The sequence below is a fragment of the Rhodococcus sp. LW-XY12 genome, from assembly GCF_019317345.1.
GTDB classification, from domain to species: Bacteria; Actinomycetota; Actinomycetes; order Mycobacteriales; family Mycobacteriaceae; genus Rhodococcus; species Rhodococcus pyridinivorans.
In genome coordinates, this window is record NZ_CP079225.1 from 3,165,481 (window position 1) to 3,179,319 (window position 13,839).

Consider the following 13,839-nt stretch of genomic DNA (forward strand, 5'->3'; position numbering starts at 1 on the left):
CACCGGCTACCGTGGATCTGTGCGCCGATTGACATTTCTCCTACGCCCCGGCTGGTTGGTCCTGGCACTGGTGGTCGTCGGCTTCGCCTACGCGTGCTTCACGGTCCTCGCGCCGTGGCAGCTGGGCAAGAACACGAGCACCGAGGACCGCAACGGTCGCATCGCTGCGTCGATGGCACAGGATCCGGTTCCCGTCGGTGACCTACTGGGCGGCGACGGTCCGACCATCGAGGACGAGTGGCGCCGTGCGCTCGCGCAGGGCTCCTATCTGCCCGAGTCGGACGTGCTCGTGCGGTTGCGCAGCGTCGAGTCGCAGCCGGCCTACGAGGTGCTGACTCCGTTCGCACTCGATTCCGGCGGAACGATCCTCGTCAACCGCGGGTACGTGCGGCCGGTCCGCGGCACCGAGATCCCCGAGATCCCGCCCGCGCCGTCCGGCCCCGTCACGCTCGACGCGCGCATCCGGATGTCCGAGGGAACGGTCGAGGACAAAGCCCCCTTCGTCGACGACGGCTACCAGCAGGTGTACTTCATCGACGCCCCGCAGGTCGCATCCGTCACGGGTCTCGACCTCGAGGACGTCTATCTGCAGCTCGACGCCGACCAGCCCGGTGGTCTCGGCGTGATCCCGCTCCCCCAGCTCGATTCGGGCCCGTACCTGTCGTACGGCCTGCAGTGGCTGGCGTTCGGGATCATGGCCCCGCTGGGTCTGGGCTATTTCGTGTGGGCCGAGCTGCGGGAGCGTAGGAAGTCCAAGGGTTCGCAAGACGGTGGTGACGCAGCCGAGGCCCCGGCGGAAGCGGCACCGCGCACCGCGAGCGAGAAGCTCGCCGATCGATACGGCCGGCCGCGGTGACCGAGCCGACCACCCTGCCCCGATTCGAGGAGCTCCCGATGTACGCGACCGTCGACGACTACCTGGCCGACAAGGATCCGGCCGCCGTCGATGTGTTCCGGCACGTGCGCGCCATGATCCTCGACCTCGGCGGCGACGTCACCGAGCACGTTCACGCGTCGGAGATCTCCTGGTCGCGGGGCCGTCCGTTCGCGGCGGCGTTCGTCTACGCCTCGCGTCTCGAGGTGGCTCTGGATCTGCCGCGGCGCATCCACCACGCGACCCTGCGTGAGGCGTTCCCGAAGAAGGGGCCGGTGACGACGCACCGGCTGAGCGTCTCGTCGGTCGACGAACTCGACGACCACTTCGTGGAGTTGCTGAACGTCGCCTACCGCACCGCGGCGGAACCACGCGACTGACGTCTAGGGGATTTGTGTGGATCGGACCCCGCTAGACGGTGGCCGGATCCACCGGAATCGCTACATGTGATTGTGGGCGCGGAGGGTTTCGAACCCCCGACCGCTGGTGTGTAAAACGTGCGGTCTCGCGATTTGCTGGAATCTGCCCGGATCACATCGGTGGAAACAAACACACAGTCAGAGCGCACTTTTCGACGCTCTGGCTGTGTGTTGAGTCAATCCGGATTCAGTTGCTATCCGACGGGTACTGCGGTCTCGTTGCGGTCTCTGCGATCCCAGCTTGCGCGCCTACACGCGCACACGTACGCGCGCGGGAACAGGGACGATCGTTAGTGTGTGCGCATGATCCTCGACCACAGGTGGCTGTCGGATGACGAGATCAACCGATCCAAGGATCGAGCTCGCGCCAAGGCGGCTGAGCAACAGCCCCATAGGCACCACGTGGTGCCGCAGATGTATCTAAGGCGTTGGCGGCCGGAATCTGGCCCCGAGAAGAAGCGAGTCCTTCGGACGCACGTAGACAGCGGGGAAGCCGAGTCGCGGAACCCTGACTCCATCGAGTGGGAGCCCGATTTCTATCAGATGTCAGCGGATGACATCGACCCCGTAGCCACCCCGGAGATGTGGTTCGAGGAGCACATGGCACGGGTGGAGAACGATGCAGCGTGGTGGCTTCGGAAGGTCAGCGAGAGGCGTGTGGGTCGCCTGCACGACAAGAAGTTGATCCTCGACTTGGCAGTCTTCATCGGTCTGCAGAGCCAGCGCTCCCGTCGGAGCAGACAGATGGAGGTGAACATCGATGCCGCCATCGAGAGATTTGGCGTGCCTGAAGTGGTGTCCGAACCGGACATGCTGCAGCGGCTATGCCTGATGGAAGGTGTCCGTTACGTCCCTTCTCAGCATGAAGAGATCGTTCGCAGGATGGCACGCAAGCTGGCGCGCCGAACCCGGATCAGTAAAGCTCCCAACGGCGCCGCGGCTCGCATCCTCAACAGTTCGATCCAGGTGTGGCGGGGTGCCGTAGTCCCCCGCCTGGCGACCAGTCGTTCATGGTGGCTTCTCTCCACCGAAGCGCCCCTCGCAACGTGTGATGAACCGGTCATCTATCTCGGCTCCAAGCGGAAGCGAAACGATCCCCAGGCGTACACGATGGACAACGCGCCATTGATTCTGTTTCCGATCGACCCGCACCATGCGATTGCCATTGCGGACCGCATACGTTGTCGTCCAAGTGGCCCGTTTGAGCTCGGCACGGACGACGTGAACTCGACCAACTTCGAAGTCGCTGCGGCTTCCCTACAGCACATGTTCGAAAGACCTGGGAGCGGGATCGCCGAGACGATACGCGTGCCTCAACGATCACACATCGACCCATCCGCGTCTTCTACGTTCGCGGAGTATGTGGCTCCCCCACCACGGTGGGTAAGCGAAGAGGGACCCGAGTGGGCATTTCAGCGCTGGATCTACTGGTGAGCGCACAAACCGGTGCCTGGCACCGTCGTCAGGAGTCACCTCGCGGCTTGCTCTCCGAAGATTCACCGTCGAGACCACTGAGGTCGCACAGGTAGTCCAGGAGCAGGCCACTACCACTACGAATCGCGTCGAGATCGACCTCGGTGCCGTCGAAATCCGGGTTGATGTCGACTTCGATGCTGCCCCAAAAGCGGTCCAAGGCATGCATGCAGTCGCGAAGGTCCTTAAGCAAACTCACGTCCACGCCGGCATCTGGATCAATGAGCAATCGAGCCAACTCGTGGGCGACTTCACCTCGGTGGTCGCGGATGCGTTCGAGCGTCTCGGCATGTTCCGGCTTCAGAGCTTCCATTTCGATCAACCAAGCAACCGAAGCTCTGAACTTGTTCTTGGGCTCCAAGGCTAGGACCTTCTGATACTCGGGGGAGATCGTCATCCCAGCCTCGTCGAACCCGATGATGAAGAAGTCGCGGACTCCGTCAAGGATCGAGGATTTGACCAGCTCGTAGCCAGTGAGCAGCGCACCGGCCTGAATCAAGGATTGGGTGACGGACTCTGGAGAGAGCTTGTCTTCCGTGCGCGCCCGTAAGTCATCCTTCATAGGACGATCAAACAACACCTCCGGCCTGCACTCCCCGCGGAGGTTCCGGTCAAGGAGAAGCGCCTCCTAGAGGTTGCCCTAGCCGAGGGTTTCACCTGCTCCTTCGACCCTAGTTCGACCGCCCAGCGGACACTCGCATCCTTTGCCAGGCAGAAAACAAGCTGGAAAGTGGTACGGGAGAGGTGGCCGCCCCTTGGCTGGATTTCCCTCGCGAATGGCCTTGATCAACCGAGCACCGTCCGATGTGGGTTCCCAATCGCTGACGCGGACCTCGTATTCGGGTAGTTCCCTCAGGAGCTCCATGAACAGGGCGATTCCAAGACCTTGCCCGCGGTACTCCTCCGGAATTGAGTACTGCAGCGTCTCCACGACGCAGTCATCGTCGTACACCCCAAAGGACAGCCCCCCCGACGCGAGTTCCATTCACGAAAACATGAACGTCACCCGGGCGTGAAAAGGCGTGCTTGTCTCTGATGGACGTCCGGAGCTCGATGTGATCTTCGCTGTTCATGCGAGGCAGTTTGGCATAGCAACTCTGCAGGACCAGTTCACGCAGGTACTGCCCGCTGATGCGTTCCAGCAGTGTGACTCGCGTAAACACCGGGCTTGGCACCGTGTACAACGGCGTAGGACAGCCACCACGTTTCGCGATGGGCTTTGGCTTGCGGGGCGAGGCGGTGCGGTGCCTGGAACGCGAGCCACCGGTGGTCGACATTGTCGGACAGGTCGGTGAGGACGCCACGGGCGCGGAGTACGGCAGCCGTCTTCCAGATGTGGTGTGCCCGTGCGGTGAGGCGTTCAGCTTCATCGTAGGCGTGTTGGTGTGGGTCACTGAGCTCGGCGGGTCCGGAACGGTGCCCGTGTTCAACGACCACCGAGGCGTGCGGCGCCAGCTCGGTGATGGTGCGGTCCATCCAGGGGGCGAGAAGCTCGGTGATGAGGTGGTCTCCGAGTTTGCGGAGTCGCTCGTGTGCGCGGCGGTCGTAGATCCAGGACACGCGGTTGACCAGCCGCTTGTAATCCTTCTCGTCTTTGCGGGTGAGGGCGCGGGCGATGGTCTGCATGACGGCGCGGTCGCCGTTGGCGATGGCTTCGGCGAGGGTGTCGACGTCGGTGGGCCGGAGTGCGTCGGCGAGCTCGGCGAGAGCCGCGTTGCGTTGAGTGGCGATGTCGTTGATTTCGTCGCGGACTTTGGTCACCGTGGGTGCGTCGATGCCGGATTCGGTGAGCAGTGCGGTGAGGATGCTCGCGGCTTCGGTGGCGTCGTAGCGGGCGTTCTGCGTAGTGGTCATGTCGTGTCCTGCCTGTTCAGAGGTAGCGGTTGACGGTGAGGCGGCGGCGTTCCTGCGGGGTGCACAGGTCGGTGAGGTCGACGAGGGCGGCGTCGATGAGCCACTCGAGGCAGTCGTCTGCGGGGGCGGCGGGGGCGTCGTGTTTGGCGTGGATGCCGCGCGCATTGCGGTGCAGCCGTTCGAGGGTGTCCCGGAACTTGGCGAGGGTGGGGTCGGTGAGGACCTTGTTTGGGACGCCTTTCGGAAAGCGCGGTTCTGATGATCGGGTAGCGGTCGGACGGGCATCGGATAGCGGCATCTGCCCGTCCGACCGCTGGGCCGCTATGGCGTTGCCGTGGCGAGGTGCCGTCTCATGTTCGGGCCGTCGAGGGCGATGATCTCGGCGCCGGCGACGATCCGGTTGAGGATCGATTCGGCGATGACCGCGTCTTGGAGCGACTTGTACCAATCTGGCGGATCGAACTGCGAGGTCACCAGCGTCGAGCCCCGCCCTTCCCGAGCGGCAAGGATGTTGAGCAGCTCCGCCGCGGTGTGCGGAGCCACCGGCGTGGTCAGGAAGTCATCGAGAACCAGCAGGTCGCAGTTGTGCAGATCAGTGAGGAAGTCCAGCCTGCGCTGCGAGGTCGGCTCCAGCACGGCGAGCCGGTTGGCCAGGTCGTCGAGCCGGAAGAACCTCGCGGTGTAGTACTTTCGGCACGCGGCATTGAGCAGCGCCTGGGCGAGGTAGGTCTTGCCCACGCTGGACTGGCCGAGCACGACGAGATTGCGGGTGGCGTCGATCCATTGACAGCTGGAAAGTCGTGCGATTAGCTCGCGGTTGACGTTGCGGTCAGGCAGGTAGCGGATCTCTTCTACGCAAGCATCAGGGTTTGGCGATCTGGAGGCCTTGAGTAGTTTCTGGGTCCGGCGTTCCTGCCTGGCCGTGATCTCTTTGTCCAGGGCGTGGAAGATCTTCTCCGAGAAGGTCCACTCGTCGCAGGCGGGATCGTTGGCCAAGTCGATGACGGTCTGGCCGAACGCGGTCATCCGCAACTGGGTGAACAGTGGCATGTCGGCGTCGGTGAGATGACGATCAGTCACTGCAGCTCCTCCCGCCCCGCGGTGCCGCTGCTCGGGCCTCCGGTGAGGACGGCGAGGCTGAACTGCTCCGGCCCGGCCAGATGCGCCCCGGTGGTATCTCGCCGATCCGGCGGTACCGCTACAGGCGTTGCGGTCGCCGGCGTCGTCGCTGCGGTCGTGGTGGTGGGTCGAGCGGCGGCCTGGGCCCTCAGGGCCGCCAGCTGCTGCTTGACGGCGGTGTAGCTGATCGCCCGGCGTGAGGTCTCGGAGACCAGCTGCCCGCAGGCCCGCTCGAGCAGCATCTTGTTGTCCCCGCGGGCCAGGGCGAGGATGTTCTGGCACGAGCGGTAGCCCTGAGCCTCGATCCGCTGGCGATCCAGGACCTCACTGATCGCGGCCACGGTGTGCGGTCCGATCTTGTGGGCCTGGCGCACGAAATACGCCCGCGACCACAGGTCCGATGACTGCAGATGCTGCGCGGGAACATGGTCAGGGTCGGTCACGAAGGCGTGCCGCCTACCGGAGACGGCGTGGGAGGCGATGACCTCCCCGCCAGCCATGACAGTGAGCGTGGGGCCGGTGATCTTCACATCGACGTGCTGGCCAGCGAAGGTGTAGGGCACCGAGTACTTCACCGTGGCGATCTCCACGTGGTAATCCCTGTTGACCTTGGACTTCTTCCAGATGACTGGCTGCCAGCGGGCCTCGGGAAGGTCGAACAGTTCCGACTGCTCGTGCTCGGTGAACAGCTCCCGGCGGCTGGTCTTCTGGCCGCGGAACGGGGTCCGGTCGTTGATCGCCTCGACCTCGGCGGCGATCGCCTCGTTCGCATCATCCAGGCTAGCGAACCGCCGATCGGCCAGCCGTCCGATCACCCAGTTCGTCACCACCTTCACCCCAGCCTCGACGTGCCCCTTGTCTGTCGGGCGCACCGGCCGAGTGGGCACGGCAGCGGTCTGGTGATACTCGAGGAAGTCACGGTACTCACGGTTGACCTCGCGGGCCCGGTCACCGCGGGCGATCTGGTTCGACGCCGTCGAGGCGTTGTCCGGGACGATCACCTGCGCCGCGCCGCCGAAGTACTCGAACGCCTGCAAGTGCGCGTCGAGCCAGTTCGGCATCTTCTCGTCCAGGCAGCCGCAGGCGAAGACCATCCCCGAGTACGGCAGCGATGCCACGAACACCGACACTGTGGTCTTGGTGCCGGTGACGGGATCGAAGATGGCCATCTTCGTGCCCGCCCAGTCGACCTGCATCGTGTGCCCGGGCACGTGCGTGATCCGCATCGTCAGCTCGTTGACCTCGACGTACTCGCCGATGATCTGGCAGAACCGCTGGTAGCTGTAGTGCCGCTGCCCCGGCGTGCCGTCAGTGTCGAGGTAGTTGGCCCACAGCACCCGCAGCGGCAGCTTCTTCTTGCCCGTGCGCTTCTTCACGGCAGCCGCCACGTCGAAGGCGACGAACTCCTTCGACGGCGTCTTGCGCCCATCGGCGAACAAGACGTCGATCTCCTCGACGCTGAGCGCCTCGACCTGGCTCGTGGCGGTCAACCCGTGCTCGTGGCAGACCTTCTTCGCCTTCGCGACCGTGCGATGCGAGCAACCCGCGATCGCCTCGATGTCCCGGTAGGACCTGTCCTGCAGCAGTAGCGACATCACCAATCGGTAATCAGTCACCCGTGCCTCCTGTTCGGATCCACGCGCAGCCTGGTTGCCACGCGTAGAACCGACACGAGCACACGAGGACCGGCACCGCTATCCGATGCTCATACTCGCGCTACCCGATCATCAGAACCCTGCTATCCGAAGCACGTCCCTAACAAGGACCTGGTGGTGCCCGGCCGTGAATCCGGTGCGGGTGCGGCGGTTACGGTCTGCCTGTTTGCGATAGTGCCGCGCGCGTCGTGCGGCTCGAGCGCGTCGGCCGCCCTGTCTTGCCGTAGCGGTGCGCGGGATAGGCGGTGGCAGCCGGAGGGGTGGAGGGGGCGTCGGGGGCGGTGGCGTGTCCAGCGAGAGCGGTGGGGTGAAGTGGGGGTCCGCGGCTTGCATGCGTTCCCATTTGTCGCGCGTGCGGTCACTGAGGTGACGCGGGGCTACCTGTTGAGCACGGCGGTGGATTTCGTCGGGCAGTATTCGCAAGTTCATCGGAGGCCACTTCGGGTGACGCCGTTGCCTGTGTCGTGGTGGTTCCGGAGGGAGTGCGGCGTACATGCTGCGATCGCCGAGGTTGGCGCGTTGCCATAAGGGTGGGTGTTTTTGGGCACCACCGGCAAGGATATTGCCGACTTCTCGGTTGGTGAGGTGCGGCAGGTGGCGGCGGATCTCGGCGAGGCTGTGCCACTTCCCGTCGGCGAGGGCGTCGTGGATGCGCTGTTGGTTTGCGCGTGCATCCGGTGACTGGTGTTCGTCGATGATGCGCACGGTGTGGTCCTTTCTGGCGCTGTGCGGCTCGTAGGCGTGAGTGAGGGTTGACCCTGGGGATTTGAGGGCGGAAGCCGCTCCGTGGGTTGTGGTCCTGCTCGTGCACTCGGCGTCTACGGTCCGGTGATGTCACTCCAGTCGACAGCGGTCTCCACGCGGCCGTTCCTGTGGTCGTAGCGAAGCGTGCAGGGACCGAACGGCTTATCGATCGGCTGCACGTGAGTTATTTCCACATGTGGGGCGCCCGGCGTGCCCGTCAGCTCGAGGATTGAGTTCGCGCCTACTGCGAACGGGTAGGGGTTGATACCTGTACCGCGGTCGTGAACCTCGATGATGTCGATTCCGGCGGCAAGGACTCTCTGTCGTGCAGCGTTCCAATAGGCAAGGTTCTGGGGGGTGCTGCGGAAGTCGAGGAGCCAGTTGACCGTGTCGATGATGAGTCGGTCCCCTTCCCGTAACCCGGCGGCGGTGCAGACGTCATAGAGGGTCTGTGTGGTGATGGCGTGGCGCAGTTCCCCTTCGCTGGGCGGCACCACGGCGGCGCCTTTGATGTCGATGGTGAGACGGTGGTCGACGTCTGCGCGTTCGATGGGCGAAAGCGCGCGACGGTACACGTCGTCTGACTTTCCGTAGTGCAGCGAGTAGTAGGCCATGAGGACCACGACGCGGTTCGCAGCGGTGACGGGTTGTCCGAGGGCGTCGGGGTTCGGGAGCCCGAGCGAGGCTCGCATGAGGCGGGCGGCAAGGATCGCTTTCCCGATGCCCTCCGGGCCGCAGATGGCAGTGATGCTGCCCTGCGAGGGGGTTTCCGGTGCGCGGCGGGCGAGAGGGATCGACTCGCTTCCCCACCACGCTTTGGGAGCAGTGCCCACCGTGGCCCTACCCGTTCCGATCTTCTTCATCATCGCGCCTTTCGGTATGTGTGTTCGAGGACGGCCGGGGGGTGGTTGCCGGATCTTCTTTTGGGTTTGTGCGTTTCTCCCCCCCTATAGGGGGGAGAGAAAACGCACTTGGGTGCGCACATGCCCGCACTTGGTCGCGCACTTGCTTGACCAGCGGAAATGCGAGACGCGCACTTGGTCGCGCGAAGTGGCACGAAAAAGCCCCGCACATGGGTCCGCACTTGGGTCGGGGTACGCACATGGGGTGCGCACATGCCCCGCCGTCGTGGTTATTTGCTTGTCGTGCCCCCGCCGGGAACGGCGGCGAGTGCGACCGTCCATGTGCTCGGGCTACGTCCCCCGCCACCTCCCCCGCCGGGTGCGCCCTTGTGCTCGAGCAGCACCCCTTTGGTGGTGAGTGCGGCGAGTTTGCGGCGTGCCTTGTCGACTTGGTTGCGGGTGGGGACGGAGGTGCCGAACATGACGACGGCGACGTCTTTGGCGGTCACCCCCATCACCCCCGCCGTCCGCACGATCTCGGTGACGTCGGTCGCGCCGTCGATGGTGGTGCGTCCGGTGTCGTGGTCGTGGCGGAGCGTGTGGGGGCCGAACTCGTACATGGGCTGTTTCAGGTGGCTGAGTGTCACGTATGTGTCGCCTGCGTCGCCGGTGAGGACGAGCACGGACCCTGCGCCGTTGGTGAGCCAGGCGGAGCCGAACACGTCGGCGAGGGATTTGGGTGGGGTGCCGGAGCCGTCGCCGGACCGTTTCGTCATGTGGTGCAGTTCGAGCATGTCGATTCCCGCTGCCAGAACGATCTGCCGCGCGCGGTTGTATCCCGCGCCGACTGCGTCCTCGGATAGGCCGATGGCGGCATCTTTGATGGAGTCGACGATGAGGCGGTCCCCCGCTTTCAGTCCCGCCGCATAGCAGACGTTGAGGAGTTCTTCGGGGTTCTGTGCGATGTCGACGGACGGCGGTCCGAACCGGAGGATGAGGCGTTCCTGCATGGTCGGGTGGTCGGGCTCGGTGAAGATGCGGCCGTAGGCGCGGGTGATCTGCTGGGGACGGTCCATTGCGAGAACGAGAACCCGCCGTGCAGGGACTACCGGCTGGCCGAGCACGTGCGTGTCGAGTCCGATGGATGCCCGGACGAGCTGGGCGGCGATGGTGGTCTTTCCGAGGCCGGAGGTGCCGCACAGCATGAGTGCTTCGCCCCGTGCGGCGAGGACGAGGGACCCTTCGCCCCACCAGGCGGGCGGGACGGACGGGGCGCGGAGGATGGCGTCACCGCCGGTCACGAATTCCGTCGGTAGGACGGGCGACGTGGAAGTGCTGGGATCTGATGTGGACGCTGTGGGGACGGCGGCCGGCGAAACCGTGGTGGGCGGAGTGGGAGTGCCGACTGCGGGCACCGAGGACGACAGGGATCGCATGAGTGCACCCGCGGCGGTATGGGTGGCGGGGTCTTCGTAGCTGGCGGTGTCCTCTTCCCGGTGGAACGTCGCCCAATCGCCCCCGTAGCGGGCGGTGAGTGCGTATTGCGCGCGGGTGTAGGCGCGGCCTGCTTCGAGGGTGGGGTGGGAGCCACTGAACATGTAGAGGGGGAATGCGCCGTCGTCGCCGGGGGTGTATCCCTCTGTGCAGCCGTCGCCGTGGGTGATGGCGGAGCGCGGCGAGGAGGCGTCGGGGTGTTGCCATTGGGTGCAGTGGGAGCCGCACCCACTCGGTCCGGTGTCGGTCCATCCGTCGGCGGTGAGCAGTTCGTGCCAGGGGTGCGCGCGGCTCCAATGATCGAGGGGTGTGTCCCCCCCGCTGCCGGACATCGTCGGGGAAGCCGTGCGTACACCGCGCGCTCCGGTGCTGCGTGCGCTGCGGGTGGGGCGTGCGAGTTTGCGGGTAAGCCACGGACCGGCGACGTCGATGGGGGTGCCGGTGTATTCGTAGGGGCCTTCGGTGCGTCGTGAGCCGGGCAGCATCACGTATTTGCCGGGGCCACCGAGGATCGCCCACTTTTCGGTACTGCCGTTGATGGGGACGTCGGCGTTGTCTCCGTCGATGCCGTCGGGCAGGACGTAGTAGCTGTGCCCGCCGTCCGAGTGTGTCCATGCCCCGCTGTCGTCGCGTTTGCCGGGTGTGGTGACGGTGGGGCCGGGATGGTCAGCGTGGGCGTCGCGGTCTCCGAACCGGCGGGCGTTGTCGAACGCGGCGGTCTGGGTGGGGGTGTCGTAGTCGGCGACGATGAGCCGGGACGGGTGCAGGTGGACGCCGAGGTTGGGAAGTTTTCCGGGGTAGTGGCGGAGAAACTCGGCGGTCATCTCGGCGATGCGCTGCGGGTCGTCGGTGGCGAGGTGGACGGCGTCGAGGTTGCGGCCGTGGGCGGTGTAGTCGCTCGAGGTCTGCTGTTCGGTGGTGAGGCAGTGGCGCCGGGATACGGGGGTTTTCTCGTTTCCGGGCAGCGTGTCGGGTGGGTAGACGAGGCAGAGGTGCAGTCCGGCCGCGGTGAGGGCTTCGACGGCGGCGCCGTACGTCTCGTGGTCTGACCATCCTGTGGTGGCGACGCGGAAGGCTTCTGCGACTTTCTCGCCGCGTGCGTGCGCCGCGGTGAGTGTGGGGTTGATGTCGCCGACGCGGAAGGCCGGTCGGGCGGTGTCGTCGCTGTCGAGGGGGAACAGCGGCATTTGTGTGTCGGTCACGGCGCTCTTTCTCGCTTCTGTGCGTGTGGTGATCTCCTTCCCGCTTCGGTGTGGGTGGCGGGGCGTGCTGGTGGGTGGTGCTCGGTGTGGTGGGTGGTGCTCGGGTCGCGGCTAGTAGTTGCCACCTGCGGTGGTGGCCTGCGCGTACCGGTCGTTGTAGGCGCGGAGGTCGCCGAGGCGGTAGACGATGCGCCGCGCGCGGAGGTGGCTGATAGGGCCGCGGCCGTCGGCGCGCATGTTCCGCATGTAGGGGACGGTGTGCCCGACGTATTCGGCGGCGACGTGGAGGTTCACGAGGGCGTCGTCGGGGGTGTTGGAGTTGATGAGGTGGATGTCGGTGATGAGGCGGTGGTGCGCGCTGGTCGCCGAGGGGGTGTTCATGGTGGTGTCTCGTTTCCGTTTAGGGGGTGATGCGGATATTTCTAGACCGTGGCGAATAGCGATGTCAACATCACTCAATCCGTCAGAAAAAGTTGCTCTAATAAGTGCCAGCTCCGACAACACCGCAGTTCAGAGGGCACTTGCGCTAATTCGAGACAGGCCGAACGAGCCACCGACGCCATTACCTGCGCAAACATTATTTGCTAGTTGTATCGACCGCAGTCAGACCAGTAGTCGGACGCGCTATTGTGGGGCGTGTGAACGCACCACAACCCAACACATCACCCACCCGCACACCCACTCGCCGCAACGTCCGATCCGGCATCGTCGACCGGTGGTACTCCCACCAAATCCTTCGAGACGCCGACGGCAACCCGATCCTCGACAGCAACGGCCGCGAACAACGCACCCCCACCGCGCGGCACGGCAAGGGCATGCGCTGGCAGGCCCGCTTCGTCACCCGAGACGGCCGCGAGGTCGGCAAATCGTTCGCCAAGAAAGCCGACGCTCAACGTTGGCTCGACGAGCAGACCGCCGACGTCACCCGCGGCGAGTTCATCCACAACGACCGGCAGTCCATCACCGTGGGCGCCATCGCCGAGACCTGGAAAGCCCACATCGAGCAGTTGAAGCCCTCGACGCGCGGCGGCTACCTGAACCGTTGGAGAAAGCACGTAGAACCCCGCTGGGGCGCCATACGCCTCGCCGACGTCGAACACGCCGACATCGTGCAGTGGGTCGCGGAGCTTCGCCAAGGCGGACAGTCCGCATCGTCGATTGCCGAGTGCTGGGGTGTCCTCAACCAGATCCTGAAGATCGCCACACGGGACGGGCGGCTGCTGCGCAACCCCGCCGCCGACGTCCGCCTGCCCAAGGCCACGCACGCCGAACACAAGGATCTGCGGATCATCTCGCTCGCCGACCTGCGGACCCTCACTCAGATCGCCGACGACAGGTCGGAGCAGGACGGGACCATGATCCTCACGCTCGGCATGGTCGGGCTGCGGTTCGGTGAACTCGCCGGCCTGCGGGTCGGTGACATCGACTTCGCAAAGCGCACCATGCGGATCGTCCGCAGCGCTACTGAGGTGGACGGTCACGTGCACGTCGGCTCCCCCAAGTCCGGCAAGCCTCGCACGGTCACATTCCCCAAGTCGCTCGCCGAGCGCCTCCAGACGCTGACCACCGATCGCCCTGCAGATGCCTACGTGTTCCAGCAGGGCGGCGTGGACGCGTCGGGACCATCACAGCCCACCCGCCGCACCAATTGGTCCAAACGGGTGCTCTCCCCCGCCGTGAGGAAAGCCGGGCTCGGTCCGCTTACCGTGCACGACTTGCGGCACTGCTATGCGGCGACAGCCATCGGACAGGGCGCGAGCATCTACGTGGTGCAGCGCCAACTAGGGCACGCGCGGCCGTCCATCACCCTCGACATTTACGGCTATCTGTTCGAGGAAGACCTCACGTCGGCGGCGGATCGGCTCGATGCCGCATTCGCTGCGCTCGACACCGGAGGGCAGGACGAGGGAGACTCAGGCGACGACGACACCGACGATTCTTCGGCCGCACAACCCGCGGCCGACCCCCTCGAACCAAGCTCGAGCTGAAGTGCTGCGGTCTCGCTGCGGTCTGGGAGGGTACTGCGGTCCCACTCCGAACCCCGAAAAACCGCCTGACCTGCACTAGCACTGGTGGGCGCGGAGGGTTTCGAACCCCCGACCGCTGGTGTGTAAAACCAGAGCTCTACCACTGAGCTACACGCCCGAAAGACGGCGGCAGATG

The 13,839-nt window shown here is 65.2% G+C and carries 13 protein-coding genes and 1 tRNA gene; 5 read left to right on the forward strand and 9 right to left on the reverse strand.

The features are described from left to right. The first annotated feature begins 19 nt into the window (after positions 1-19). From KXC42_RS14775 to KXC42_RS14785, 3 genes are all read left to right on the forward strand, one after another. Complete coding sequence (locus tag KXC42_RS14775; RefSeq protein ID WP_037216851.1) at positions 20-856, forward strand: SURF1 family protein; 837 nt, start codon at positions 20-22, stop codon at positions 854-856. Next, positions 853-1,254 (forward strand): DUF5655 domain-containing protein, encoded by a 402-nt coding sequence (locus KXC42_RS14780; RefSeq protein ID WP_219129204.1) that lies wholly within the window; start codon positions 853-855, stop codon positions 1,252-1,254. The genes KXC42_RS14775 and KXC42_RS14780 overlap by 4 nt, the downstream gene beginning before the upstream one ends. Before the next feature lie 342 nt (positions 1,255-1,596). After that, entirely contained in the window at positions 1,597-2,727 is a 1,131-nt protein-coding gene (locus tag KXC42_RS14785) for a DUF4238 domain-containing protein (protein ID WP_219129205.1), read from the forward strand. 28 nt (positions 2,728-2,755) lie between these two features. Here the strand turns inward: KXC42_RS14785 and KXC42_RS14790 are convergent, their stop codons facing one another. The 5 genes from KXC42_RS14790 to istA all read right to left on the reverse strand — a co-directional run bounded on the left by KXC42_RS14790 (position 2,756) and on the right by istA (position 7,355). Beyond that, positions 2,756-3,328 carry a hypothetical protein gene (locus KXC42_RS14790; protein WP_219129206.1) on the reverse strand — a complete coding sequence of 191 codons (573 nt, stop codon included), beginning with the start codon at positions 3,326-3,328 and terminating at the stop codon, positions 2,756-2,758. A gap of 548 nt (positions 3,329-3,876) precedes the next feature. Then, a complete protein-coding gene (locus KXC42_RS14795; RefSeq protein ID WP_219129207.1) occupies positions 3,877-4,620 on the reverse strand; it encodes a hypothetical protein in 744 nt (247 codons plus the stop codon). 16 nt (positions 4,621-4,636) lie between these two features. Continuing rightward, positions 4,637-4,918, reverse strand: a complete 282-nt coding sequence (locus tag KXC42_RS14800) for a hypothetical protein (protein WP_219129208.1) — start codon at positions 4,916-4,918, stop codon at positions 4,637-4,639. Between the two features lie 23 nt (positions 4,919-4,941). Beyond that, positions 4,942-5,700, reverse strand: a complete 759-nt coding sequence (locus KXC42_RS14805) for an ATP-binding protein (protein ID WP_007633699.1) — start codon at positions 5,698-5,700, stop codon at positions 4,942-4,944. Continuing rightward, positions 5,697-7,355 (reverse strand): IS21 family transposase, encoded by a 1,659-nt coding sequence (istA, locus tag KXC42_RS14810; RefSeq protein ID WP_257605819.1) that lies wholly within the window; start codon positions 7,353-7,355, stop codon positions 5,697-5,699. Before istA ends, KXC42_RS14805 begins: the two co-directional genes overlap by 4 nt. 573 nt (positions 7,356-7,928) lie before the next feature. Between istA and KXC42_RS14815 the strand changes: the two genes are divergently transcribed. Beyond that, a complete protein-coding gene (locus KXC42_RS14815) occupies positions 7,929-8,075 on the forward strand; it encodes a hypothetical protein (protein ID WP_219129209.1) in 147 nt (48 codons plus the stop codon). 137 nt (positions 8,076-8,212) lie between these two features. Here KXC42_RS14815 and KXC42_RS14820 read toward each other — a convergent pair whose 3' ends face one another. From KXC42_RS14820 to KXC42_RS14830, 3 genes are all read right to left on the reverse strand, one after another. Further along, on the reverse strand, positions 8,213-9,004 hold the full coding sequence (locus KXC42_RS14820) for a hypothetical protein (protein WP_219129210.1): 792 nt from the start codon (positions 9,002-9,004) through the stop codon (positions 8,213-8,215). 266 nt (positions 9,005-9,270) lie between these two features. Beyond that, entirely contained in the window at positions 9,271-11,676 is a 2,406-nt protein-coding gene (locus KXC42_RS14825) for a bifunctional DNA primase/polymerase (protein ID WP_219129211.1), read from the reverse strand. Between the two features lie 111 nt (positions 11,677-11,787). Then, positions 11,788-12,057 carry a hypothetical protein gene (locus KXC42_RS14830; RefSeq protein WP_219129212.1) on the reverse strand — a complete coding sequence of 90 codons (270 nt, stop codon included), beginning with the start codon at positions 12,055-12,057 and terminating at the stop codon, positions 11,788-11,790. Positions 12,058-12,314: 257 nt separating this feature from the next. On the opposite strand from KXC42_RS14830, the gene KXC42_RS14835 reads away from it, so the two are divergent. Further along, a complete protein-coding gene (locus tag KXC42_RS14835) occupies positions 12,315-13,664 on the forward strand; it encodes a site-specific integrase (RefSeq protein WP_219129213.1) in 1,350 nt (449 codons plus the stop codon). Positions 13,665-13,746: 82 nt separating this feature from the next. Here the strand turns inward: KXC42_RS14835 and KXC42_RS14840 are convergent. Then, positions 13,747-13,821, reverse strand: a tRNA-Val gene (locus tag KXC42_RS14840). Positions 13,822-13,839: the final 18 nt, after the last annotated feature.

Coding starts and splice junctions, on each gene's coding strand:
- KXC42_RS14800 (WP_219129208.1), bottom strand. CDS start 4,918: ATGCCGCTATCCGATGCCCGTCCGACCGCTACCCGATCATCAGAACCG.
- KXC42_RS14795 (WP_219129207.1), bottom strand. CDS start 4,620: ATGACCACTACGCAGAACGCCCGCTACGACGCCACCGAAGCCGCGAGC.
- KXC42_RS14785 (WP_219129205.1), top strand. CDS start 1,597: ATGATCCTCGACCACAGGTGGCTGTCGGATGACGAGATCAACCGATCC.
- KXC42_RS14820 (WP_219129210.1), bottom strand. CDS start 9,004: ATGATGAAGAAGATCGGAACGGGTAGGGCCACGGTGGGCACTGCTCCC.
- KXC42_RS14790 (WP_219129206.1), bottom strand. CDS start 3,328: ATGAAGGATGACTTACGGGCGCGCACGGAAGACAAGCTCTCTCCAGAG.
- KXC42_RS14830 (WP_219129212.1), bottom strand. CDS start 12,057: ATGAACACCCCCTCGGCGACCAGCGCGCACCACCGCCTCATCACCGAC.